The sequence below is a fragment of the Mesorhizobium sp. M1328 genome (assembly GCF_040318075.1).
GTDB lineage: Bacteria > Pseudomonadota > Alphaproteobacteria > Rhizobiales > Rhizobiaceae > Mesorhizobium.
This window is the reverse complement of the sequence record NZ_JAMYLO010000026.1, coordinates 25,290-49,537: the sequence shown is the minus strand read 5'-3', so window position 1 is coordinate 49,537 and position 24,248 is coordinate 25,290. Positions and strand designations below refer to the sequence as shown.

21 protein-coding genes are annotated in these 24,248 nt (G+C 62.8%); 12 read left to right on the top strand and 9 right to left on the bottom strand.

The features are described 5' to 3' along the window. Nucleotides 1-338 precede the first annotated feature (338 nt). The 3 genes from prfB to NKH23_RS30220 form a co-directional block, all read right to left on the bottom strand. A protein-coding gene (gene prfB, locus NKH23_RS30230; RefSeq protein ID WP_352451084.1) for a peptide chain release factor 2 occupies nucleotides 339-1,470 on the bottom strand; the annotation gives its coding sequence in 2 pieces (ribosomal slippage) (nucleotides 339-1,403 and nucleotides 1,405-1,470; 1,131 coding nt in all). A 150-nt stretch (nucleotides 1,471-1,620) separates the two neighbouring features. Further along, entirely contained in the window at nucleotides 1,621-4,077 is a 2,457-nt protein-coding gene (locus tag NKH23_RS30225; protein ID WP_352720772.1) for a penicillin-binding protein 1A, read from the bottom strand. Nucleotides 4,078-4,290: 213 nt separating this feature from the next. Continuing rightward, nucleotides 4,291-5,553 (bottom strand): N-acetylmuramoyl-L-alanine amidase, encoded by a 1,263-nt coding sequence (locus NKH23_RS30220; protein WP_352720770.1) that lies wholly within the window; start codon nucleotides 5,551-5,553, stop codon nucleotides 4,291-4,293. A gap of 664 nt (nucleotides 5,554-6,217) precedes the next feature. Here NKH23_RS30220 and NKH23_RS30215 point away from each other — a divergent pair. After that, entirely contained in the window at nucleotides 6,218-9,202 is a 2,985-nt protein-coding gene (locus NKH23_RS30215) for an Rne/Rng family ribonuclease (RefSeq protein WP_352979165.1), read from the top strand. Between the two features lie 96 nt (nucleotides 9,203-9,298). Here NKH23_RS30215 and NKH23_RS30210 read toward each other — a convergent pair whose 3' ends face one another. Together NKH23_RS30210 and NKH23_RS30205 are read right to left on the bottom strand one after the other, a co-directional pair. Continuing rightward, nucleotides 9,299-10,246 (bottom strand): glutaminase, encoded by a 948-nt coding sequence (locus NKH23_RS30210; RefSeq protein WP_352720767.1) that lies wholly within the window; start codon nucleotides 10,244-10,246, stop codon nucleotides 9,299-9,301. Nucleotides 10,247-10,257: 11 nt separating this feature from the next. Beyond that, a complete protein-coding gene (locus tag NKH23_RS30205; protein ID WP_352720766.1) occupies nucleotides 10,258-11,406 on the bottom strand; it encodes a pyridoxal phosphate-dependent aminotransferase in 1,149 nt (382 codons plus the stop codon). A 144-nt stretch (nucleotides 11,407-11,550) separates the two neighbouring features. On the opposite strand from NKH23_RS30205, the gene NKH23_RS30200 reads away from it, so the two are divergent. The 6 genes from NKH23_RS30200 to aat all read left to right on the top strand — a co-directional run bounded on the left by NKH23_RS30200 (nucleotide 11,551) and on the right by aat (nucleotide 16,898). Further along, the gene (locus NKH23_RS30200) at nucleotides 11,551-12,945 is read left to right on the top strand and encodes a M48 family metalloprotease (RefSeq protein ID WP_353036163.1); all 1,395 of its coding nucleotides are present in this window, start codon (nucleotides 11,551-11,553) and stop codon (nucleotides 12,943-12,945) included. Nucleotides 12,946-13,016: 71 nt separating this feature from the next. Beyond that, the gene (locus tag NKH23_RS30195) at nucleotides 13,017-13,820 is read left to right on the top strand and encodes a DsbA family protein (RefSeq protein ID WP_352915897.1); all 804 of its coding nucleotides are present in this window, start codon (nucleotides 13,017-13,019) and stop codon (nucleotides 13,818-13,820) included. Nucleotides 13,821-13,983: 163 nt separating this feature from the next. Further along, on the top strand, nucleotides 13,984-14,418 hold the full coding sequence (gene aroQ / locus NKH23_RS30190; RefSeq protein WP_031211260.1) for a type II 3-dehydroquinate dehydratase: 435 nt from the start codon (nucleotides 13,984-13,986) through the stop codon (nucleotides 14,416-14,418). 26 nt (nucleotides 14,419-14,444) lie between these two features. Further along, entirely contained in the window at nucleotides 14,445-14,903 is a 459-nt protein-coding gene (gene accB, locus NKH23_RS30185) for an acetyl-CoA carboxylase biotin carboxyl carrier protein (protein WP_292662508.1), read from the top strand. Nucleotides 14,904-14,922: 19 nt separating this feature from the next. Beyond that, nucleotides 14,923-16,266, top strand: coding sequence for an acetyl-CoA carboxylase biotin carboxylase subunit (gene accC, locus NKH23_RS30180; protein WP_023674822.1), 1,344 nt, complete (start codon nucleotides 14,923-14,925; stop codon nucleotides 16,264-16,266). Nucleotides 16,267-16,280: 14 nt separating this feature from the next. After that, nucleotides 16,281-16,898 (top strand): leucyl/phenylalanyl-tRNA--protein transferase, encoded by a 618-nt coding sequence (aat, locus tag NKH23_RS30175; protein ID WP_352720763.1) that lies wholly within the window; start codon nucleotides 16,281-16,283, stop codon nucleotides 16,896-16,898. Between the two features lie 83 nt (nucleotides 16,899-16,981). Here aat and NKH23_RS30170 read toward each other — a convergent pair whose 3' ends face one another. The 3 genes from NKH23_RS30170 to NKH23_RS30160 form a co-directional block, all read right to left on the bottom strand. After that, nucleotides 16,982-17,350 (bottom strand): hypothetical protein, encoded by a 369-nt coding sequence (locus tag NKH23_RS30170; RefSeq protein ID WP_352467351.1) that lies wholly within the window; start codon nucleotides 17,348-17,350, stop codon nucleotides 16,982-16,984. Nucleotides 17,351-17,439: 89 nt separating this feature from the next. Then, nucleotides 17,440-17,922 carry a DUF2155 domain-containing protein gene (locus NKH23_RS30165; RefSeq protein ID WP_352467340.1) on the bottom strand — a complete coding sequence of 161 codons (483 nt, stop codon included), beginning with the start codon at nucleotides 17,920-17,922 and terminating at the stop codon, nucleotides 17,440-17,442. 155 nt (nucleotides 17,923-18,077) lie between these two features. Further along, nucleotides 18,078-18,476 carry an NADH:ubiquinone oxidoreductase subunit NDUFA12 gene (locus NKH23_RS30160; RefSeq protein WP_023674818.1) on the bottom strand — a complete coding sequence of 133 codons (399 nt, stop codon included), beginning with the start codon at nucleotides 18,474-18,476 and terminating at the stop codon, nucleotides 18,078-18,080. A 258-nt stretch (nucleotides 18,477-18,734) separates the two neighbouring features. Between NKH23_RS30160 and NKH23_RS30155 the strand changes: the two genes are divergently transcribed. The 5 genes from NKH23_RS30155 to NKH23_RS30135 all read left to right on the top strand — a co-directional run bounded on the left by NKH23_RS30155 (nucleotide 18,735) and on the right by NKH23_RS30135 (nucleotide 23,742). Beyond that, a complete protein-coding gene (locus tag NKH23_RS30155) occupies nucleotides 18,735-19,895 on the top strand; it encodes a helix-turn-helix transcriptional regulator (protein WP_353036161.1) in 1,161 nt (386 codons plus the stop codon). Nucleotides 19,896-20,102: 207 nt separating this feature from the next. Continuing rightward, nucleotides 20,103-21,503 (top strand): ArnT family glycosyltransferase, encoded by a 1,401-nt coding sequence (locus tag NKH23_RS30150; RefSeq protein ID WP_353036159.1) that lies wholly within the window; start codon nucleotides 20,103-20,105, stop codon nucleotides 21,501-21,503. 94 nt (nucleotides 21,504-21,597) lie between these two features. Then, nucleotides 21,598-21,897: a hypothetical protein gene (locus NKH23_RS30145; protein WP_352720755.1), complete on the top strand. Its 300-nt coding sequence runs from the start codon at nucleotides 21,598-21,600 to the stop codon at nucleotides 21,895-21,897. 152 nt (nucleotides 21,898-22,049) lie between these two features. Continuing rightward, on the top strand, nucleotides 22,050-23,258 hold the full coding sequence (locus tag NKH23_RS30140; protein ID WP_353036156.1) for a hypothetical protein: 1,209 nt from the start codon (nucleotides 22,050-22,052) through the stop codon (nucleotides 23,256-23,258). Nucleotides 23,259-23,400: 142 nt separating this feature from the next. Then, nucleotides 23,401-23,742 (top strand): hypothetical protein, encoded by a 342-nt coding sequence (locus NKH23_RS30135; protein ID WP_352720751.1) that lies wholly within the window; start codon nucleotides 23,401-23,403, stop codon nucleotides 23,740-23,742. A 16-nt stretch (nucleotides 23,743-23,758) separates the two neighbouring features. Here NKH23_RS30135 and NKH23_RS30130 read toward each other — a convergent pair whose 3' ends face one another. Continuing rightward, complete coding sequence (locus NKH23_RS30130) at nucleotides 23,759-24,247, bottom strand: GNAT family N-acetyltransferase (RefSeq protein ID WP_352720749.1); 489 nt, start codon at nucleotides 24,245-24,247, stop codon at nucleotides 23,759-23,761. Nucleotide 24,248: the final 1 nt, after the last annotated feature.

The window sequence follows — 24,248 nt, the reverse complement described above, 5'->3', positions numbered from 1 at the left end:
CTCCCCAGCGCATGAATGCTGAGCTGATTCGTTGGTTGGCGCAAGGAATTGCTGTTGCAACCGAACGCCGACCTCTGCAGTCGGAACCAACCTGCCGCCCTGATTGACGAAATTTGGTCAACCCCGGCAGCGGGATCGCCAATAACGGGATTTGGCTCGCGCTGGTTCCAGGCTTGGCACCGGCAGGCCCGAGGCATCCACGTCAAAAGCGGAATTCGATTTTGAAAAACTCTACGAAAAACAAAGTTGTAGAACGACAGGTAAGTGCAAATTGAGAGCTCGTCACTCTCGCGCGATGGCCGTAACTCTCGCGTGATGAACTCACATTCCCGGCAGCCTCAGTCGATATCGGCCACCGTTTCACCGGCGCCACCCTCGATCCGCTGCGACAGCGAGGCTTCCATGAAATCGTCGAGGTCGCCGTCGAGCACGCTCGACGGGCTGGTGCTCTCGACACCGGTGCGCAGATCTTTCACCAGCTGATAGGGCTGCAGCACGTAGGACCGTATCTGGTGGCCCCAGCCGATATCGCTCTTCGACGCTTCCGTGGCGTTCGCCACCGCTTCGCGCTTCTTCAGCTCTTCCTCGTAAAGCCGCGAGCGCAGCATTTCCCAAGCCTTGGCCTTGTTCTTGTGCTGGGAGCGCTCCGCCTGGCAGGCGACCGCGATGCCGGTGGCGAGATGGGTTATGCGCACCGCCGAATCGGTGGTGTTGACGTGCTGGCCGCCCGATCCCGAAGAACGGTAAGTGTCGATACGGACGTCGGATTCGGAAACGTCGATGTCGATCGTATCGTCGATGACGGGATAGACCCAGACGCTGGCGAAGGAGGTGTGGCGGCGCGCATTGCTGTCATAGGGCGAAATCCGCACGAGACGATGCACACCGGATTCCGTCTTCAGCCAGCCATAGGCGTTGTGGCCCTTGATCAGCAGCGTGGCGGACTTGATGCCGGCTTCTTCGCCGTCATGCACTTCCAGCACCTCGACCTTGAAGCGGCGGCGCTCGGCCCAGCGCGTATACATGCGCAGAAGCATCGAGGCCCAGTCCTGGCTTTCGGTGCCGCCGGCGCCGGCATGGACTTCCAGATAGCTATCGTTGGCGTCAGCCTCGCCCGACAGCAGCGTTTCGATCTGGCGCGCCTTGGCCTCGCCGCGCATCGAGCGGATCGCCGCTTCGGCCTCCGCGATGACGCCCTCGTCGCCCTCTTCCTCGCCAAGCTCGATCAGGCCGATATTGTCTTCCAGGGCCTGGGTGAGGCCTTTGACCGCGGCAATGCCTTCCTCGAGGCCCTGACGCTCGCGCATCAGCTTTTGCGCTTCCAACGGCTCGTTCCAGAGGCTTGAATCCTCGGCACGCACATTCAGGTACTCAAGCCGCTTTATGGCTTGGTCCCAGTCAAAGATGCCTCCTCAGCAGGGTGATCGCCTGCCTGATCTCGTCGACAATATTTTGCGTTTCCGCGCGCATGGCTGGCTGTTCTGTCCTGTTGTTGGATGGCGGTTTGGTGGCGCGATACATAGGGACGGCACGGTCTCCTGTAAAGCGCCGGCCCCTGTAAAGCGGAGTGGGCCGGGTCGACCATGATCGTCAAGCCGGCCCGACCCGATGTAGTGATTGTCAGTAGAGCCCGCCGCCGCCCGACTGGATGGCCTGGTTGGCCTGCGGCGATAGCGCCCCGCCGGTGGCGTTCGAGCCGTCCGCACCCATGCCGATCACCCAATAGCTGTCGGCGGGACCGGTACCCGGCTTGAAGGCTTCGATGATGGTTCCGGCGTCGCCCGCGTTAGCCCGCATGCCGGTCTTGCGATTGATCGCAATCAGCTTCATGCCTTCCGGAACCTTGAAGTCGACATTGGGCGTGCCGTCCAGCGCCACGCGCATGAAATCCTTGAAGATCGGCGCGGCAAGGCCGCCGCCGGTCGCGCCCTTGCCGAGACCTTTCGGCTGATCGTAGCCCATGTAGAGGCCGACAACGAGGTTCGGCGTATAGCCGATGAACCAGGCATCCTTTTCGTCGTTGGTCGTTCCGGTCTTGCCGGCGATGTGACGACCGAGTTCGTTGATGGTGGCGCCGGTACCGCGTTGCACGACGCCCTCCATCATCGATGTGATCTGGTAGGCCGTCATCGGATCGAGCACCTGCTCGGAATTGTCGACCAGCTCCGGCTCTGGCTGGTTCTGCCATTCTGCGGCGTTGCAGTTCGAGCAGCCGCGTTCGTCCTGCCTAAAGACGGTCTTGCCGTAGCGGTCCTGGATGCGGTCGATCAGCGACGGCTTGATCGACTTGCCGCCATTGGCCATGATCGAATAGGCCGACACCATGCGCATCACCGTCGTCTCGCCTGATCCCAGCGCCATCGGCAGATACGGCGCCAGGTGGTCGTAGACGCCGAAACGCTCGGCATATTCCACGACCAGCTTCATGCCCATGTCGTTGGCAAGCCGCACCGTCATCAGGTTGCGCGATTTCTCGATGCCGGAGCGCAACGTCGCCGGGCCGGCCACCGTTCCGTCGTAGTTCTTGGGCGTCCAGGTCGTGTTGCCGCTCTGGATGGTGATCGGCCCGTCCATGATCACGGAGGCGGGCGTATAGCCATTGTCGAGGGCGGCCGAATAGACGATCGGCTTGAACGACGATCCCGGCTGGCGCATGGCCTGCGTCGCCCGGTTGAACTCCGACTGCGCGTAGGAGAAACCGCCGACCATGGCCAGGACGCGTCCGGTATGCGGGTCCATGGCGATCAGGCCGCCCTCCACTTCGGGAACCTGGCGCAAGCTGTAGCTGTTGTCCGAGCCGTCGTTCTTCTGCACGAAAATCACGTCGCCCGGCTTCAGCACGTCGGCCGGCGACTTCGCCTTGACGGTTCTACCGTCGACGACGTGGCGCATGGCGAAGCTCATGTCCTCCCGGCTGACGGTGCCTTCGACACGGTCCTTGACGATTTCGCCGGAGATCTGGCGCGTCGGCTGCAGGCCGATCGACAGGCCGGTGGCCGAGCTGTCGAGCACGACGGCGAGCGACCATTCCGGCACGTCTTCCAACCGCTTGACGTTGCCCAGCGGCACGCCCCAATCGCCGGAAATGTCGATGCTCGTGACCGGCCCGCGATAGCCGCGCAGTGTGTCGAACTTCATGAGACCATTCTGCATGGCCTTGCGGGCAATCAGCTGCATCTTCGGATCGAGCGTCGTGCGGACGGAAAGGCCGCCCTCGTAGAGCGCATTCTCACCATAGCGCGCGATGATCTGGCGACGCACTTCCTCGGTGAAATACTCCCCGGCGAAGAGATAGTTGCCGGTGCGGCGCGGCGAGACGCCGAGCGGCTCGGCCTTGGCCTTCTCGCCTTCTTCATGCGTGACGTAAGCGTTCTCGACCATCTGGTCGATGACCCAGTTGCGGCGCTCCAAGGCGCGATCGGCATGCTTGAAGGGATGATAGTTGTTCGGCCCCTTCGGCAGAGAGGCAAGATAGGCAGCCTCGGCCACGGTGAGCTCGTTCACCGATTTGTCGAAATAGGTGAGCGCAGCACCGGCGACGCCATAGGCACCGAAACCGAAGAAAATCTCGTTGAGATAGAGCTCGAGAATGCGATCCTTCGAATAGGCCTGCTCGATGCGGAAGGCGAGGATCATCTCCTTGATCTTGCGCTCGTAGGTCTGGTCTGAAGACAACAGGAAGTTCTTCGCCACCTGCTGGGTAATCGTCGAGGCGCCGACCTGGCGCTTTCCCGAGCCAACATTCTGCAGGTTGACGACAATGGCGCGACCAAGGCCGGTCACGTCGATACCGGGGTGGTTGTAAAAGTTCTTGTCCTCGGCCGACAGGAAGGCCGCCTTGACACGATCCGGGATCGCCTGAATCGGCAGATAAAGCCGCCGCTCACGCGCATATTCGGCCATCAGCGCGCCATCCGACGCGTGGATGCGGGTCGTCACCGGCGGCTCATATTTGGCCAGCACCTCGTAATCGGGCAGGTCCTTCGACAAATGGCCGATATAGATCGCCACGCCCGCCGCGACCAAAAGGGCCAGCGTCGTGCCGATGCCGAAGAAATAGCCAATGAGACGAATCATACCCGCTCCAGTCCTTGGTTCGGGAATTTCCTAAACGAAGCCGCCCTTCACGCAAGCTTTCGGGACGATCCCAAACCGTAATCGCAAACCCATGTCGCGACCATGTGGGCAAAATACGGCAGCGTGGAATTTCGGTTTCGAATGCCGGAAATAAAAGCACAGGGTGTTGTCGCCGTGCAACGCTGCTTCAGGTTGTGGGCGCCGGCGGGCATTTCAGCCTCCGGCCCCCGTTCCGCTCTTGGCCGAAGCAAACAGTGCAACGGCGTTGGTTATGCTCTGGGTCGCCTTGTTGCGCCAATCGGCGCTGAGCAACTGCGCTTCGTCCTTGGCGTTCGACAGATAGCCGAGTTCGACCAGCACGGATGGAACGTCCGGCGCCTTCAGCACCTTGAAGCCGGCAGAGCGCTGCGGGTTGTTTATCAGACCGACGCTGGTGGAAAGCTGGCCGACGAGTGTATGGGCAAAGCTCATCGAAAAATTATGCGTCTCGCGGCGGATCAGGTCGATCAGGATATCGGTCACTTCCTTGCTGTCGTCCTTGATCTCCATGCCGGCGAACTGGTCGGAAAGATTTTCACGGTCGGCAAGCGCCTGCGCCTCGGGATCGGAAGCCTTGTCGGACACGGTGTAGACGGTTGCGCCGCGAATGCCCTTGAGGCTGATCGTGTCGGCATGGATCGAGATGAGCAGGTCGGCCTCATGCTGGCGGGCAATGCGGACGCGGTCGTCGAGCCGCAGGAACACGTCGGTCTCACGCGTCAGGAACACGTCGTATTTGCCGCTGGCGGCGAGCTTGTCGCGCAGTTCCATGGCAAAGGCGAGCGTCACGTTCTTTTCGACCGTACCGTTCAGGCCCCCGGCACCGCCGTCGATGCCGCCATGGCCGGGATCGATGACGACGGTGAATCGATGGCCCGGATTAGAGACCGGCCCGGTACCGACCCTGCCGGCCTTGTCGGCGGAGACCGTCGAACCGGTGGTCAGCGCCTGATTGGCGAGCGCCGCATCGAATTCCCGCTGCGACGCCGCCGACATGTCGATGGCGATGCGGTAGCCGTTGCCGTCATCGTTCTTGAGCACGTCGAGATTGTTGACGGCGAACGGTCCCTTGCCGGTGAGAATCAGCCGCGATTTCCCCTCGCCGAGTCCACCGTAACGCACGGCGCGGACAAGCCCGCGCGGCTTCACATCCTTGGCATTGAGGGCGAATCTCGTGGCCGGCAGATCGACGACCAGACGATTTGGGCCGCGCAGCAGGAACCATTTGATGTCGGGCTCGCGGTCGAAATTGATGACGATACGCATCTTGGTGGCATCGCCGGCCATCTTGTAGCTTGTGGCACCGAGCGGTGCGTCGGCAGCACGCGAAAGCGGCGAAAGGAGCAGGCAAGCCAGGATCAGCGGCAGCAGGCAGGCGGTGCGGAAGAACCGGCCTCCATTATGACGGCCCTTGTCTGCGAAGCCTGCCAGTCCCATCTTTCTACCAGTCGCTCCCTTTTTGGCGTCATGCGATCGCTTGTCGAAGCGCCTTATTGCTTGTCAAAGTTCTGGCAGGCCGCGAACTCGATTAACGATTGGTATCCAGAGAAGGTTAACCAAGCCTTCATGGAAGGCTTGGGACCTGTGCTTCCGCTGCGGAACGGCTTTTTGCCGGCATCGGGAATCGGGGTTGCCTTCCAACCCGCCAAATCATAAAAGCGATGGTGGATCACTGCAATCCTGGAACCGTCCTCCTCCGCAGCTTACTGCTACAGGTCAGACGCAAGACGGCTCCTTTCGCTTCAGGCGAAGAAGGCATCGGTGATCGCGACGATTTTCGCAGGCGTGCTCCCGTGGCGGGGGAATCGCCTGCGTGAGCAAAACGGCCGGGATTGTCCCGTGCCGGCTCTGTATGAGCAAACAAGCTGGTCCGGTTTTTCCCGGGCTTTGGTTCAAAAGGTTCTGCTGGTGACGATGGCTTCAAGCGCAATCATGGAAAGGTCCGCAACAAACCGCGCCACTACGGCTGCGGGCGGCACCGCCATGGCGCTCAGGCAGCGGCCGGCGGACGTTCAATTGTCCGGCACCCATGTCCCGGGTCCACGGCAGCGGGCATTGCCCCGCAAGCCGCGGCCGACGGCTGCCGGGAGGAAACGAAATAATGCCCAACAAAATGCTGATAGACGCCTCCCACCCGGAGGAAACACGCGTTGTCGTCGTTCGCGGTAACCGTATTGAAGAATTCGACTTTGAATCCCAGGACAAGAAGCAGCTCAAAGGAAATATCTATCTCGCCCGCGTAACGCGCGTCGAACCTTCCCTTCAGGCAGCCTTCGTCGAATATGGCGGCAACCGTCACGGTTTCCTCGCCTTCAGTGAAATACACCCCGACTACTACCAGATTCCGGTCGCCGACCGTCAGGCGCTGCTGCGTGCGGAAGCACAGGAGGCCCAGGACGAAGAGGACGAGGAAGCCGCCGAAGGCGAGGACCGCCAGAGCCGCGACCGTGGCAAGCGCGGACGCCGGCGTGGCGGCAAGAGCCGCGACCGCGGCGAGCACAGGCGCGAGGCAGGCGCGGCCGACGGTGAGAATGGCGAGAACGGCGAAGATGCCGTCGCAGAAAACCTGGATGCCGCTGCCGACGACACCATGTCCGACATTGCCGGACAGAGCGAGGATGCCGCCGGACAGAGCGATGAGGTCGCCGATCGCGGCGAGACCGAGCCATCCGAAGGCGGATCCAGTTCCATCGCTGCCAGCGTCGATGCCGACGTAATCTCGGAAGCCGTCCCGCAAGTCGAGACAAGCGGGGCCGAGACAAGCGGGGCCGAGACAAGCGGCGAAGCAACCTCCGAAGACAATGATCGCGGCATGCTGGAAGAGGTGCAATCCTCGCATCCGGACGATCACGAGGTCGAATCGGTCGGCGCCGAAGACGCGCTGGAAGAAGTGCGCAACCGGCGCAAGCCGGTGCGCCGCCAGTACAAGATCCAGGAAGTGATCAAGCGCCGGCAGATCCTGCTGGTGCAGGTCGTCAAGGAAGAGCGCGGCAACAAGGGTGCAGCGCTGACCACTTATCTGTCGCTGGCCGGCCGCTATTCGGTGCTGATGCCGAATACGGCACGCGGCGGCGGTATTTCGCGCAAGATCACCAATGCGCAGGACCGCAAGCGGCTGAAGGAAGTGGTCGCCGATCTCGAAGTGCCGCAGGGCATGGGTGTCATCCTGCGTACGGCCGGCGAAAGCCGCACCAAGGCAGAGATCAAGCGCGATTACGAATATTTGATGCGGCTTTGGGAAAACGTCCGCAATCTGACGCTGCAATCCACGGCCCCTGCCCTGGTTTACGAGGAAGGCAGCCTGATCAAGCGCTCGGTGCGCGACCTTTACAACAAGGATATCGACGAGATCCTGGTTTCCGGCGAAGAAGGCTACCGCGAGGCCAAGGACTTCATGCGCATGCTGATGCCGAGCCACGCCAAGGTGGTTCAGCCGTTCCGCGACACGACGCCGATCTTTGTGCGCAACGGCATCGAAGCGCAGCTCGACCGCATGCTGCAGCCGCAGGTGACGCTGAAGAGCGGCGGCTACATCATCATCAACCAGACGGAAGCGCTGGTCGCCATCGACGTCAATTCGGGCCGTTCCACCAAGGAGCACTCGATCGAGGACACCGCACTTCACACCAATCTGGAAGCCGCCGAGGAAGTCGCCCGGCAATTAAGGCTGCGCGATCTCGCCGGCCTCATCGTCATCGACTTCATCGACATGGAGGAGAACCGCAACAACCGCTCCGTCGAGAAGCGGCTGAAGGATCACCTCAAGAACGACCGCGCCCGCATTCAGGTCGGCCGCATCTCGCATTTCGGCCTGATGGAGATGTCGCGCCAGCGCATCCGTGCCAGCGTGCTGGAATCGACGATGAAGCCTTGCCCGCATTGCGGCGGCACCGGCCATGTGCGCTCCGATTCGTCGGTTGCGCTGATGGTGGTGCGGGCAATCGAGGAATTCCTGCTCAAGGATTCGCGCAGCCACATCACGGTGCGGACGCCGGCAGCGACCGCGCTCTATGTGCTCAATCACAAGCGCGGCACGCTGGTGGAATTCGAGCACCGCTTCGGCGTGACCATCACCATCGAAGCCGATGACGCGGTCGGTGCACAACACTATGCCATCTTCCGCGGTGCGTTGGCCGAAAAGCCTGAAGGCTTTGTCGAGGCGCGCACGTTCCCGGCCTATGTCGAGCCGGAAGAACCCGAGGACGAGATCGTCATCGAGCAGGAAGACGAGGCACCGGTGCAGGCCGAGCAGCCACGTCCTGTCCAGCAGCCGCAGCAGCCAAGGTCCGGCGAGGACGGCGAAGGCCGCGATCGCAAGCGCCGCAAGCGCCGCAGACGGCGCGGCGGCAAGGATCGTGAACACGGGGAACGCGAGCACGGGGACCGCGAACATGGGGACCGCGAGCATGGCGCTGCTGTGGAAGGTGCTTCCGTTTCGGCGCCGGCAGACGACGCCTTCGTAGCCGCGGGCGACCAAGCCGCCGAAGCGGACCGTGAAGCGCCGGCCGGTGTTGCCGAAACGGCGGAAGCGGCGGACGACGGTCACGGCAAGAAGCGCCGGCGCGGCAAGCGCGGCGGCAAACGCAATCGCCGTGAAGACGGCGAGGACGGCGTCGAAGCCGGCGCCGGCGAGCCAGCCGCCATGACGGAAGATGCCGTGTCGGAAGCAGAGCCCGTGACCGGCGAGCCGGAAGGTGCGCCGCCGGCCGAAGAGCTTGCGGTGCTTGCTCCGGCGAACGACGACATGCCGAGCGCCGAAAAGCCGAAGAAGCCGCGCCGCGCCGCCAAGCCGAAGAAGGTTGCGGCGGAAGCAGTTGCCGAGATTGCGGGCGCCGAGACATCGGCTGCCGAGGCCGCCTCCGTGGCTTCCGGCGAGACCCCCGCGCCGGTGTCGCAGGAGACCGAAGTGGCGGCTGCCGAGGAAACGCCGAAGGTCCGGCCGTCGCGGCGCAAGCCCGTACCGGTGGATGCTCCGGTCGTGCCGGTCGTCTCCTCGATCGTCCCCGACGAGGCAAAGACCGAGGAAGCAAAGGCCGAGGACAAGCCGAAACGTGCCGGCTGGTGGCAGCGGAAGGGCTTTTTCTAAGCCTTTCCGTGCATTAGCCAGACTTTCTGATTAAAAAAGTCCCGCGTGGCCGATCGGCTGCGCGGGATTTTTTTGCCCCAATTCCAGGCGACAACACTATGGTGCGAAGATCGACCAGTTCATTATCTTCGCCAGTTTTTCCAGCGCGATCGAGCCCAGCCTGGAATTGCCGTTGGCATTGAGGCCAGGCGACCAGACGGCAAGCGAGGCGATGCCCGGCACGATCCCCAATATGCCGCCGCCAACGCCGCTCTTGCCGGGAATGCCGACGCGGAAAGCGAAGTCGCCGGAGCCGTCATAGTGGCCGCAGGTCAGCATCATCGCGCCGATGCGGCGGGCGCGCTCGGCCGAGACGACGGAATGCCCGGTCGCCGGGTTGTTGCCGCCATTGGCGAGGAAGCGGCCGGCCAGGGCCAGTTGCCGGCAGCTCATGGCGATAGCGCAATGGTGGAAGTAAACGCCCAGCGCCAGTTCCGGCGCATGGTGGAGATTGCCGAACGATTTCATGTAATTGGCAAGCGCGAAATTGCGAAAGCCGGTGGCGCGTTCGGACGCCGCGACCTCGCGGTCGATGATGATCGTGTCGTCATCGGCCAGGAACTGGACGAAGCGCAGGATCTCGCCGATCGCCTCGCGCGGCTGATGGCCGGCGAGCAGGATGTCGGAGACGACGATGGCGCCGGCATTGATGAACGGATTGCGCGGAATGCCGTTCTCGTGCTCGAGCTGGACGATCGAGTTGAACGGATTGCCCGACGGCTCGCGCCCAACCCGCTGCCATAGCGCATCGCCGACATTGCCAAGCGCCAGCGTCAGCGTGAACACCTTTGAGATACTCTGGATCGAAAACGCCTCGTCGGCATCGCCCGCGGTCAGCACGCGGCCGTCATTGGTCACCGCGGAAATGCCGAATTTTTTCGGGTCGATCTTGCCGAGCTGGGGAATATAGCTGGCGACGTCGCCGCGATCGGTACGCTCCGCCATTTCGGCGGCGACCTCGCGCAACGCATGTTCGAGTTGGGGCGCCTGATCAAACTCCGGCATGGTCGCCCCCGCTACTTCAGCCAGCGTTCGATGCGCGCCATCGCCTCGACCATATCGTCGTGGCTGCCGGCATAGGAAAAGCGCATCGTGCGATGGCCTTGCAGCGGATCGAAATCGCGGCCCGGCGTCGCCGCCACATGCGCCTCGGCCAACATCCTGCGCGCAAACGCCATGCTGTCATTGGTATGCCTGGTGACGTCGCAGAAAGCGTAGAAGGCGCCGTCCATGGGCGCGGCCAAAGCAAAGCCGAGCTCCGGCAGGCGTTGCATCAGGATCTCGCGGTTCCAGGCATAGCGCGCCTTCACCGCTTCCAGTTCTGGCGTCGCCTTGAATGCCTCGATCGCGGCAATCTGGGACAGCTCGGGCGGCGAGATGTAGAGGCTCTGGGCGATGCGCTCGACCGGCCGCACCAATTCCTGCGGCAGCACCATCCAGCCGATGCGCCAGCCGGTCATGCAATAATATTTCGAGAAGGAATTGATCACCGTCACATCCGCGCCGAAAGAAAGCGCGGTCGTGTCGGGCGCCGCATAGGCCAGCCGGTGGTAGATTTCGTCCGAGATGACGGCGATGCCGAGCTCTTGCGCCGTCTTGACCAGCGCCTCGAGATCGCCGGCGGGAATGACCGCGCCGGTCGGGTTGGCCGGGCTGGCGAACAGCACGCCCTTCAGCGGTTTTTCGCGATGCGCGGCTTGCAGGTGCTCGGCATGGAGATAGGCGGCGCCGTCCAACTCGATCTCGGCGATGTCGATGCCGAGCGCGGCCATGATGTTGCGATAGGCAGGATAGCCGGGCGCCGCGATGGCGACGCGGTCGCCTGGATCGAACATTGCCAGGAAAGCGAGGTTGAAGGCAGCCGACGATCCGGTGGTGACGGCTATCCGCTCGGGCGAAACGTCAAGCCCGTAATGCTCGCCATAATGGGCCGCGATCGCCTTGCGGAGGCCGGTGAGGCCCAGCGCGTCGGTATAGCCGATGCGGCCTGCTTTCAAGGCGATCGTCGCCGCTTCGCGAACGCCGGCCGGCGCCGGATCGGAAGGCTGGCCGACGGCCATGGAAACGACCGGCAGGCCCTTGGCCTTCAGCCGATTCGCCTCGGCCAGGATGTCCATGGCATGGAACGGTTCGACCGCGCCGCGGCGCGAAAGCGAAACAACCATTTTTCAATCCACCACACTTGTCCGCACGTGCCGCCATGCTGGCTGCGCCGCACAAATGCCCGATTGGTGTGGGGATCACAAGTTCGGTAAGTTTAAGCTGCCGACTTTTCATCCTTCGCCCACTCGTCTACCAGTGGACCTGCCATGTTGAGCCGACCCAAATCGACGATCGCCAGGACAGCGCGCGCCTTCGCGACGCTTTCGCTTGCCGCGGTGGTCGCCATGGCCGGCTCGGTCAATGCGTTTGCGCAGAATGTGCCGGTGGTGCGCGATGCCGAGATCGAGGCGCTGGTACGCGATTACGCGCGGCCGATCTTCAAGGCGGCGGGCTTGTCGGGCGACGCCATCAACATCGTGCTGGTCAATGACCAGAGCTTCAACGCCTTTGTTGCCGGCCGCCGCATGTTCATCAATACCGGCGCGCTGATGACGGCCGAAACGCCCAACGAGATCATCGGCGTCATCGCCCACGAGGCCGGCCATATCGCCGGCGGGCACCAGCAGAAATTGCGCGAACAGCTCGAGCGCGCCAAGACGATGGCGATCCTGGCGACGCTGTTGGGCGCCGGCGCCATGGTGGCCGGCGCCACCAGCAACAGCCGCGGCCTCGCCGGCGCCGGCATGGGCGTGATGGCCGGCGGCGGCGAGATGGCGCAACGCAGTATCCTCGCCTATCAGCGCACCGAAGAGATGACCGCCGACCGCTCGGCAATCGCTTATCTCAATGCTACCGGCCAGTCCGGCATGGGCATGCTGAAGACGTTCAGCCGTTTCCAGAACGCATTGTCGCTCTCGGGCGCCCAAGTCGATCCCTACAGGATCAGCCATCCGATGCCGCAGGAGCGTATCGCCAATCTCGAAGTGTTGGTGAAGCAGAGCCCTTACGTCGACAAGGTCGACCCCCCTGCACTGCAGCAGCGCCACGATATGATGCGCATCAAGATCGCCGCCTATATGCAAGGCCAGGCCGCGGCGTCGCGATTGATGCGCAAGAACCCCGGCAGCCTCGCCTCACGCTATGGCGACGCGCAGATGACCTATCTTTTCGGCAATCTGGCCTCGGCGCTCACCAAAACCAACGCGCTGATCAAGGAACAGCCGAAAAATCCCTATTTCCAGGAATTACGCGGCGACATCCTGATGAAGGCGAACCGGCCGAAGGATGCGGCGGACGCCTATGCCAAGTCGGTCAGTCTCGATCCGGCGCGATCCGGGCTGCTGCCGGTCTCTTACGGCCAGGCGCTGATGGCCATCGGCACGGCGGATTCGCTGAAGAAGGCGGTGGCGCAGATCAACACCGGCCTCGGGCGGGACCGCGAAAACGCCGCCGGATACCGTTATCTGGCACAGGCCTACGGGGAACTCGGCAACATCCCGGCCGCCGAGCTTGCAACCGCCGAAGGGCATTTCTATTCCGGCGACTACAAGAATGCGAAAATCTTCGCCATGCGGGCGCAGCAGAGCATGAAGCCGGGCGAGCCGGGCTGGCTTCGCGCGCAGGACATTATAAACTACGCACCATCAGGTAAGAAGAAGTGAACCTTTTCGGACGCACGCTGCGACGCAGCCAAACCGAGCGGACCCGAACACAGGCAAGAGGATCGAGGATCATGACCAAGGCAATTCTGCTGGGCACTACCGGAGTGGCAGCGGCTCTCGCCATGCTGGCTTTCGGCTTCGTCGCCGGAAATCCGCAGACGGCGAAGGCCGGCACGGCACAGCTTGCCCAGACGGCGTCCTCGGGTACCAAGCTCGACCGTGCCGAAGTCGAAGGCATCGTCCGCGACTATCTGCTGAAGAACCCGGAAGTGCTTCTGGAGGCCCAGCAGGCACTCGAGGCCAAGCAGAAGGAAGAACAGCGCGTCGCCAGTCTCGGCGTCATCAAAGACGCCAAGGACCAGATCTTCAATTCCTCATTCGACGGCGTTGTCGGCAATCCGAACGGCAAGGTCACCATCGTCGAGTTCTACGATTACAATTGCGGCTACTGCAAACGCGCCATCGACGACATGCGCGCGCTGACCAAGGCCGATCCGGACCTGCGTTTCATGCTCAAGGAGTTCCCGATCCTCGGCCCGGATTCGCAGAAGGCGAGCGTCGTCTCGATGGCCTTCCATTTGATGAAGCCGGAGAAATACGGCGAATTCCACAATGCGCTGCTCGGCGGCCAGGGGCGCGCCACCGAGGCGGCGGCAATCAAGGTGGCGCTGTCGCTCGGCGCCGACGAGGCGGCGCTGCGCGAAAAGATGAAAGACCCGAGCATCACCGAGGCCTTCTCCAAGACCTATGACCTCGCCACCAAGCTCGCCATCACCGGAACGCCGTCCTATGTCGTCGGCAACGAGGTGGTGTTCGGCGCGCTTGGCCAGGAAGTGCTGGCCGAAAAGATCGAGGCGGCGAAGGCCGCGCTCTGATTAGCGTTCGGGTTTCGATTAGGCTGCGGGTTTCCGGCACGGGCCGTTTTCCGGCTGTTGTGGACGGCGAAAGAACGCACTTGCGCTCTTTTCGCCAGCGTCTATGCCCATTATAGAGGGTCCGGCGCGCCGGCTTAGCCGCGCCGGGAAAGGTCGGCATTTTTTGAAAACGGTTTTCGTCCTGAACGGCCCCAATCTCAACGCGCTCGGCAAGCGCGAGCCGGGCATCTATGGCGGCAAGACGCTTGCCGCGATCGCCGACGACTGCAAGCAGGCGGGTGCCGCACTTGGGCTGGAGATCGATTTCCGCCAGTCGAACCATGAGGGCGACCTCGTCGACTGGATCCAGGAGGCCGCCGACAAGGCCGCCGCAATCGTCATCAATCCGGGCGCCTACGGCCATACGTCGATCGCCATTCACGATGCCATCCGCGCTGTCGCGCCGCTGCCGGTCGCTGAGGTGCATCTTTCCAACATCCACGCGCGGGAACCATTCCGCCACGTTTCCATGGTCGCGCCGGTCGCCGTCGGCATGATCTGCGGGTTCGGGCCGCTCGGCTACACGCTGGCGCTGCAGGCGCTGGCTGCACGCCTATGACCGGCCAACAAACAGAAGGCTCGAAAATGTCGATAAAGAAGAACGGTGTTGACCAGCAGCTGATCCGCGATCTGGCGGGCATACTGAACGACACCAACCTGACCGAGATCGAGGTCGAGCTGGGCGATCTGAAGGTGCGCGTCTCGCGGCAGGCGCCGGCCGTCCATGCGGTCGCCGCAGCCCAGCCGGCCTATGCGCCGGCAGCCGCGCAGCCCGCGGCAGCGGCCGCCCCGGCGACGCCCGATGTGTCGAAGAACGCCGTCGCCTCGCCAATGGTCGGCACCGCCTATCTGGCACCGTCGCCCGACGCCAGGCCGTTCATCGAAATCGGCCAGAAGGTCAAGGAAGGCCAGACGCTGCTGATCATCGAAGCAATGAAGACGATGAACCAGATCCCCTCGCCGCGCGCCGGCACGGTGACGGCGATCCTGTTTGAAGATGCGCAGCCGGTCGAATATGGCATGCCGCTCGTCGTGATCGAGTAGAGCCGGGAACAGGCGAAAGATGTTCCAGAAAATCCTCATCGCCAATCGCGGCGAAATCGCCCTCAGGGTGCTGCGCGCCTGTAAGGAGCTGGGCATCCAGACGGTGGTGGTGCATTCGACCGCCGACGCCGACGCCATGCATGTGCGTCTCGCCGACGAGAGCGTCTGCATCGGCCCGCCGCCGTCGCGCGACAGCTATCTCAACATCCACCAGATCGTCGCCGCCTGCGAGATCACCGGCGCCGACGCGGTGCATCCCGGCTACGGTTTTCTGTCGGAGAACGCCAAGTTCGCCGACATCCTCGCCGCGCACAACATCACCTTCATCGGCCCGACGGGCGACCATATCCGCATCATGGGTGACAAGATCGAGGCCAAGCGCACCGCAAAACGCCTCGGCATTCCCGTGGTGCCCGGCTCCGACGGCGCGGTCACCGAGGACAAGGAAGCCAAGCGCATTGCCGCCGCGATCGGCTACCCCGTGATCATCAAGGCGTCGGCCGGCGGCGGCGGGCGCGGCATGAAAGTGGCGCGTAGCGAGGCCGACCTCGAGGTGGCGCTGCAGACGGCACGCTCGGAGGCGGGTGCGGCCTTCGGCGACGACGCCGTCTATATCGAGAAATATCTGCAGAAGCCGCGCCATATCGAAGTGCAGGTGTTCGGCGACGGCGCCGGGCGCGGCGTGCATTTCGGCGAGCGCGACTGCTCGCTGCAGCGCCGTCACCAGAAGGTCTGGGAAGAAGCGCCCTCGCCGGCGCTCAATGCGGAGGAGCGCGCGCATATTGGCGGCGTCTGCGCCAGGGCGATCGCCGATCTCGGCTATTCCGGCGCCGGCACCATCGAATTCCTCTATGAGGACGGCGAGTTCTATTTCATCGAAATGAACACGCGCCTGCAGGTCGAACATCCGGTGACCGAGGCGATTACCGGCATCGACCTCGTGCACGAGCAGATCCGCGTCGCCTCGGGCGGCGGGCTTTCGGTGCGCCAGGAAGATATCCGCTTCCATGGCCATGCCATCGAATGCCGCATCAATGCAGAGGATCCGCGCACCTTCACCCCGTCGCCGGGCACCATTACCCATTTCCACACGCCGGGCGGCCTCGGCATCCGCGTCGATTCCGGCGTCTATTCCGGCTACAAGATCCCGCCCTACTACGACAGCCTGATCGGCAAGCTGATCGTGCATGGCCGCAACCGCGTCGAATGCATGATGCGACTGCGGCGCGCGCTCGACGAGTTCGTCGTCGACGGCATCAAGACGACGCTGCCGCTGTTTCGCGACCTCGTCGGCAACGCCGACATCGCCAATGGCGACTACGACATCCACTGGCTGGAAAAATACCTGGCCGAAGGCGAGTGATACAGGGCGAAGCGATGACCCGTCCCTACGCACCCGGTTATCGCATCCCGACCGACCTTTTGCTCAAAGCCTATGCCTCCGGCGTCTTCCCGATGGCCGAAAGCGCCAATGACCCCGAAGTGTTCTGGGTGCGGCCGGAGACGCGCGGCATCATTCCGCTCGACGGGTTCCACATACCGAAAAGCCTGAGAAAGACGATCCGCAAGAACCTGTTCGAGTTCCGCATCGATTTCGACTTCGAGGCGACGATCGAGGCCTGCGCCGAAAGGCGCGAGGAACGGCGGTCGACCTGGATCAACGCACCGATCCGCGAAGCCTATATCGAGCTGCATCGGATGGGCCATTGCCATTCGGTCGAGGCCTGGCACGACGACCGGATGGTCGGCGGCCTCTACGGCGTATCGCTCGGCCGCGTGTTCTTCGGCGAGAGCATGTTCGCCAGGGAGACCGACGCGTCAAAGGCCTGCCTGGTTCACCTCGTCGAACGCCTGAAGGCGCGCGGCTTTGCGCTGCTCGATACGCAGTTCACCACCGAGCATCTCAAACGCTTCGGCGCAATCGACGTGCCGCGCGGCAAGTACGAGAAGATGCTGGCCGGGGCGCTGAAGGGCGAGGCCGTGTTTTTTCCATAACCTGGAATGGTTCATCGTTTCACAGAAACGCAATTCCGGACGGAAACCGTTCACACTTTTCCTGGAATTGCTCCAGCGGCCGGTCAGCCTTTTGATGCCGTCACCAGCGGCGTCTGTGCGTGGAACATCATTTTCCAGCCATTGACGCGGTGGACATAGCCGGTGCTGACCAGCGCCGCATAGGCTTCGCCATCTTGCCGCGTCGCACGCGCCTCGTAGGTCAGCATGACGATGTCGCTGCCAGGCTCGATGATGCCTTTGAGGTCGATGTCGAGATCGCGCCAGCGGTTCGGGTCCGTCGCAGTTGCGGCCAGATCGGTATTGCTCATCACCCGCGCCATCTGCGGGAAGGCCACCAGGCATTCGGTATCGGCGTTGGCCTTGAAATAGTCGGCACCGCCGCTCCAGAATCCCCTTTCGATATCGAGAAGTTCGTTCTTGTTGGCCATCATCATGGCAACCTCCACCGTAGAGAGGCACCAACGCTCGGGCAACACGGCGGTTCCGCAAGGCGCGGTATCCGCCGCCGCGCTGACAGATTCTAGTTGGTTTTGGGGGCAGTGGGTGCCGGCACGTCGGACTTCTGCTTGCAGCCCTTCAGCCAGATATCATAGACGGCATGCTCGACGGCGTTGATCCCGGGGCTTTCGGCGAACATCCAGCCGGTGAAGATACGGCGTATTTTCCGGTCGAGCGTGATCTCGTCGACCTCGACGAACGAATCCGTCTTCGGCTCTTCGTTCTCCGGCCGCGAATAGCAGATGCGCGGCGTCACCTGCAAAGCGCCGAACTGCACCGTCTCGTCGATATAGACATCGAAGGTGATGATACGGCCGGTGATCTTGTCGATGCCGGCGAATTCAGCGACGGGATTGGTGATGCGCTCGGATACTGCGGGTGCTGCAGGCGCCACGGACGCGTCCGGTGCAGGCGGCGCCAATTCCTGCGCAGCAGCAAGCGCCACCATAGAAGCGAGAACGACCGCGGTTAATCCGCCCGTCAAAATTCGGCTGAACATGCTCATGCAAGGTCCGGTGGTTTGCGCCCGGGTGATTCTCTTAACGCCAAGGCTAGTTGCTGCTGTCGGATCAGCAAACAGCTAAACAGCAATTGTGGCGACAAAGGACCGCCCCGTGGGGACCGCGCCCGTGGAGACCGCGCGCGTGTCGCGGCGATCGATCACGAACCAGGCGTCCAGGCGTCGTAGTCGCCCGTCACCTGCGGACGATGCTGGTTGGTCAGCACCGAGCCTTTCGGCCGATAGGCTGCGGGGCTGCCGGTGAGGTTCGGCACATGCGGCTTTTGCCAGTCGCGTGGCTTGTAGTCTTCGCTTGGCGGCGCAACGTCGACACGGTGATGGATCCAGCCATGCCAGCCGGGCGGAATCGCCGAGGCTTCCGAATAGTCGCGGTAGATGACCCAGCGGCGCGTGCGGCCTTCCGAATCGACGCCGCCCTCATAGTAGACGTTGCCGACCTCGTCCTGCCCGACCTTCTTGCCATGCCGCCAGGTGTGGAAGCGCGTTCCCAATGTCTGGCTGTTCCACCAGGTGAAAAACTGCAGAAGGAAAGTTTTCATCCAAATCCTCGTGGCAAGTCCTTGTAGCAAGTCCTCGCGGCGGCTGCGGCGGCGCCTGTTCCTGCTTATGGCGTCACGGCATTGCGAAGGCAAGGGTCTTGCCGCAACCGGCGAGCAAATGGCTGGCGGGAAAGCGAAACGTTCATGCGATTTTCGCGTCCGCCCGAAGCAGATGAAATGGGTTGTTGGCGACCTTACGCAGCGTTATTCTAGGAGTTGATGCTTCGTTGCCTCAAGGACGGCAAATGAGAGGGGCTCATGTCATCGCTGGCGGGCACGGCCGGTCGCGCATTGCCGCAGGTCGTTGAGGCGATCTACGATTCGATTGCCGACGTCGACCGCTGGCAGGCGACACTCGAGGCCATCTGCAGCCTGGCGGAAGGCCAGCTTGCCATGCTCGCCGTCATCGACACGATCAGCAGTTCCGCGCGGTTTTCGGTGTCCTGCGGCGATCCCGCAGTTCTTGAGCCGTTGAAGCATGACTACGGCTCGCAAGTGCCGTTCTATGCGGCGGTTCCCAAGATGGAGATCGACGTGCCGTTCACCGTCGATTCGATCTACGCCCTGCAAGGCCCGGATACGCGACAGAGATGGCTCGAAAGCCGCATCGTGCGCGAATGGGTGCAACCCAACCGCCTGGACGATTTCTTCTGGGTGGCGTTGATGAAGCGGCCGACCCGGATCGGCACGCTAATGGTGGTGACCGACAAGGACAGGCGCCAGATTTCCCGCGAGGATCTCGAGCTTGTCTGCCTGCTGGCGCCGCATGTGCGGCGCGCGGTGACCATCGGCGACCTGTTCGAGGCCGAGCGGCGGAAGGCCGAAATCTTCCGCTCCATCATCGAAAGCCTCGACCATCCGGTGCTGATCGTCGCCGAAGACATGACCATCATCTTCGCCAACCCGTCAGCCGAAGCGCTGCTCGCCGAAAACATTTCGGTTGCTTGCGTGCGCGGCCAGCTTTCCTTCACCTATGCCAACGCCAATGCCGCGATCGGCCGCGCCGTCCAGCTCGGCACGCGCGACGAATTCGCGCTCGGACCTTGCGGCATCAACATTCCCCTGGCCAAGACGGCCGTTCCGGCGGTGGCCCATGTGATGCCGCTGGCGCGGCGTGAAATCTCGGCGCGCATCTCGCAGCGCGCCGCCGCAGCAATCTTCATCGCTGCGGCCGGTTCGGCACCAATCCCGGCGCTGGACGCCATTGCGGCGCTGTTCGGACTGACCGCGGCAGAAAGGCGCGTTGCCGATCACGTTGCCGCCGGCCTGATCCGAAAGGAAATCGCCGCGGCCGGCGGCGTCTCGGACGGCACCGTCAAGTCGCAGCTGGCGACGATCTTCGACAAGACCGGTACCGGCGATCAGCGCGAGCTCGAACTCTTGATGCGGGAATTGTCGCCGCCGTTGCGCTCCAGTTAATTTGCGCAGATTCCCCGGACCGGCGGCGGTCCAAAAGGCTCGGCCGGTCAGTTTTCCAAGCCTTTAAGACCATCGTCCGCAAAATCTGCGAAACGAAACCGGCAACGTTGCAATTCGGCCAAAATCATGGTGCGGTCGTTCGCGGTCCAGAAACGCGGCACTATGCTCGGCTGGAAAGAAAATGGTTTCTGGCGCGGATCTCGACCTTTGACACCGACATCTACCGAGCGGCTGCTCCCCTACCTCTTTTTGCTTGGGCTGATCGTAATCGCGGTCGCTTTCCGGCCACTGCTGCCCGTCGACGAAACGCGATATCTCAGCGTCACCTGGGAAATGTATCTGAGCGGACAGATCTTCGTCCCGACGATGAATTTCGCGCCCTATCTGCAGAAGCCGCCACTGCTGTTTTGGCTTATCGACCTTGTCTGGACCGTTTTCGGCGCCAGCCGGCCGGCGGCGATGTTGGTCATCTTCGCCGCCTCCTCGCTCGTCATCTGGCTGACCACGGCGTTGGCAAAGACCCTGTTTCCGGGCCGCGACGACATCGCGCGGCGCATCCCCTGGCTGGTCGCCGGAAGCAGCGTGTTCGTCATCTATTCGACGCTGATCCTGTTCGACCTGTTGCTGACGGTCTTTGTGCTCGCCGCGCTGTTGTCGCTGATTGCCTTTGCCCGGAGCGGCAACCGCTGGCAGACCGTTCTGGCCGGGCTGTTCATCGGCATGGGCGTGCTGACGAAAGGCCCGGTGGTGCTGATCCATATCGGCGCGCCCATCCTGTTCTACCCGTTCTGGCGCGACCGGCGGGCGGGACTGGCGACACCGAACTTCCTCGCTGGAGTGGGCCTGGCATTGCTCGCCGCGCTGATTCCGGTTGCGATCTGGCTGGTGCCGGCGACGATCCTGACAAAAGGCAATTTCGTCTATGATCTCGTCTGGAACCAGTCGGCGGGGCGCGTCACCGGCAATTTGCGCAATTCGCACGGCCGGCCGTTCTATTTCTATCTGCTGCTGCTGCCGGTCATGTTCATACCGTGGATCTTCATACCCGAGGTCTGGCGGTTGAAGCTGCGCACGCGGATACGCAGCCTGATCGACGCGAAGTCGCCGGATCTGCGCGCCTTGCGCCTGCTGTCGTTCTCGTTCGTTGCCGTGTTCTTGGTGTTCAGCGCGATATCTGGCAAGCAGCCCCACTATGTCGTGCCGATGTTGCCGTTCGTGGTCATCCTGTTCGGCTATTTCATGGCGGAGATCCCGCTCGCCAGGCTGAAGAGCTCGGCCGTCGTCATGCTTGTCATTTTCGGCATCGGCCACGCGGTGGCATCGGCAACCGCGTTCAAACGCTATGACCTGACGCCGCTCGCCAACTTCATCGACGAGCGAAAGGATGCGGACTGGGCCGTGGCTTTCGACTATCAAGGCGAAGTCGGCTTCCTGGCCCGGTTGCAAAGGCCGTTCGAAAGCACCGACAAACCGGAAGAATGGCTTGGTTCGCATCCCAGCGGCTATGTCATCGACAAAGTTTCCAAGGATCCCGGCACTGCAGGGCAAATCGCGTTCCGGCTTCGCGTCGAACGCGGTTATCTCGTCGTGCTGAAGGGACAGCATTGACGATCGTCACCGGTATGCGAGTTCGTCCCCCACGCGGGAGATGAAGGCGTTGCTGCTTCGTGGTTCCATCGCTCGATAGAACCGGGAGGTATTCATGTGCAAGCTTATCTCGACGATGCTTTTTGTCCTATCGCTCGCCGTGGCCGGCCTTGCCGCCGATCCGGCATGGAGCTTCAAATGTCAGTCCGGAACGATTGGGCAAGGCAGTTGCTCCTGCTCCGGGACCGCCGACTGCACCGACATGCGGCATTCCAAAATGTGCAAGGGCGACCTGAACTGCGGTTCGGGCAAATGCTCCTGCACGGCCGCACTGGTAGTCGACCCAGGCCCGAAAACCCCCAAGCCGAAGGTCGTCGCGCCGAAGGCGACAACCGAAGGCGCCGTGAAGCAGTAGCCATCCGATCCGAAAGGACGGCGGCGGCTCAACGTCGCTGGGCCCGCCCGACGTTTCGCGGTTCATCCCCCGTGCGGGCGATGAACCGCCATCGAAGAAATGCTGCTGTCTAGGCGGAGGGTGGTTTCCAACGACAGAGCGAGGATACCATGTTGAAAACCTGCACGATGCTGTTCTTCTGCCTGATGGCGGCCACCGCGGCCGCCCAGCCGCCGCCTTCGGGGCCGCCGGTTCCCAGTGCGGCACTTGCCCCATGCAACCCCACACAATCGAACAGGCCCTGCAAAGCTGAACTCGGCGTGTTCCTGATCACCAACACCGTCCGCAACCTGGCGCAAGCCAAGGTCGACGCCACCAACGCACAGCTGGCCGCCCAGGGACGATCGTCGCGCGCATCGATCGAATCGCTGAAGCAATGGCGGCCGTCGCGCTTTGCGACGCAGATGCTGAACCAGCCGAACAGCTGGTTTGTCAAAGTTCCTTACATCCTGACCATCAAAGTCTCGATCCCGGTGACCTCCGACCGCCACATCGGCATTCCCATAGACGTCAACGTCTTCTGCAGCGGCTGGCAGACCGATTCCAGCCAGGTCATCATCCGCTCGCAACCCGGCCCGGCGAGCTTCGAAGGTGGCAACATCCTCGAAGACGTTTTCAACGTCGGCAATTACATCGACGCCCAGGTACGCAGCTCGTTTTCGGCACCCCTGCCGGTGACGACGCCGGTTCCGAATTCGAAATGCTGGGCCATAGACGGCTCCGATGCCGGCACGCAGGCCACCGACGATGATCTCATCTTCTGGACGGTGCCGCGACGCAACCTGGTGGTGACGGACGCCATAGCCAAGCCGACGATAGAAGTGACCTTCGACAGCCTCACACGCCTGGCAGCCCGCGACTTCCACAACAATGTCGTCTATGCGGAATCCGAGGCCATAAACCTCAACGTCTATGCCAATGAGGATGGCCTTCAGAAGGCGCTGACGATGCGCGAAGGCGACGTGGCTGCGCTGAACCTTCCCGCAGTACAGCTCGACGCGCGAAAATACGATTCGCTGGTCGTCATCGGCAATGTCGATCAGCCGCCGAACGATCCCAGAGACAGCGCCTTCGCAGTAGCGGCCAAGACTGCGGGATTCGGTGCCGGTTCCAAGATCATGCAGATCCCGAAGTGGTATTCGAGGCCTCCGGACCAGTTCAATCACAAGCCTACATGGATCAGAGTTCCGGGCTATGAGCTGCACTATACGGTACGCTATCTCAACAGCGGCGGGCTGGCCGTCGACGGTGGGGCCAGTACGGTCCGGCCACCAAAAGTCGCTGTTCCGATAAAGACGCTCATCAAGCCGAAAACGCCCTGACGCGGCCGCTCGCGGATGACGGCGGCGGTTCCCGCCATCTCCCGCGCGGCCGATGCGGCAGCGCCGGCTTCATGGCCTGATCTTGCGGGAACAAACGCGCCGCTGCGCCACGAGCGAGCGGCGCCATCGATGGAGACAAACGATGCTGCACTTTCCCCACACCATGCCCGCCGTCCGGATCATTGCGGCAATCTCGCTGCTTGCCTTCCCGAACTTCCTGCCGCCGGTCACGAGCCCGGCGAACGCGCTGCCGGTCAGCCAATCCTGCAGGATCACCACGTATTTCAAGACTGCGGCAAAGGCGACGGAGGTTGGCCTGCGCTCGACGTGCCAGGGCGTCAAAAAATGGGGCGTCACCTCGAAATATTACGAGGTGGAAAAAATCGAAGCCGCCACGCCCCCGCACACGTCGGGTGGCGGCGGCAGCCTGCCGTGCGAGTTTCTCGCTGCCGGCTGCTCCAACCTGCCCGTGAAACGCAACTGAGCGCCAGGCGAACGAGCTAGCCGATCGCCTTCTCCAAAACCAGCGCCGGCAATCCTGAGGCGCCGCCGCAATCGGCCGTGTTGCCGGCGGGCAAGAACCCTCTCGAGCGGTAAAAGGCGATGGCCGGAGCATTTGCTTCCTCGACCTCGACGCGCAGCGTCCGGGCCTCCGGAAAGCTGGCCTCGATCTCGTCCAGCAGCGCCTGGCCGATGCCTTGCCTCTGCCAGGCCGGATGCACGTAAAGCTGGTTCAGCATGACGATCCCGGGATCCGTGGTGGCGGCGGCGAAGGCCATGCCGCCGATGCTCTTGCCGTCGTCGGCGAGCAGGAACTCCGAGTTCGGCCGCGTCAGCCGTGCTTTGAGTGCGGCAATCGAATGCCATTCATCGGTGATTTCGGTGACCCGCGCCGCGCCGTAGATGGCGTCATAGGTGGCATGCCAGGTCTCGATCAGCAATGCGCGTACCGCCGCAAGATCGCGCTCGCCGGCGGTACGGACGAACATC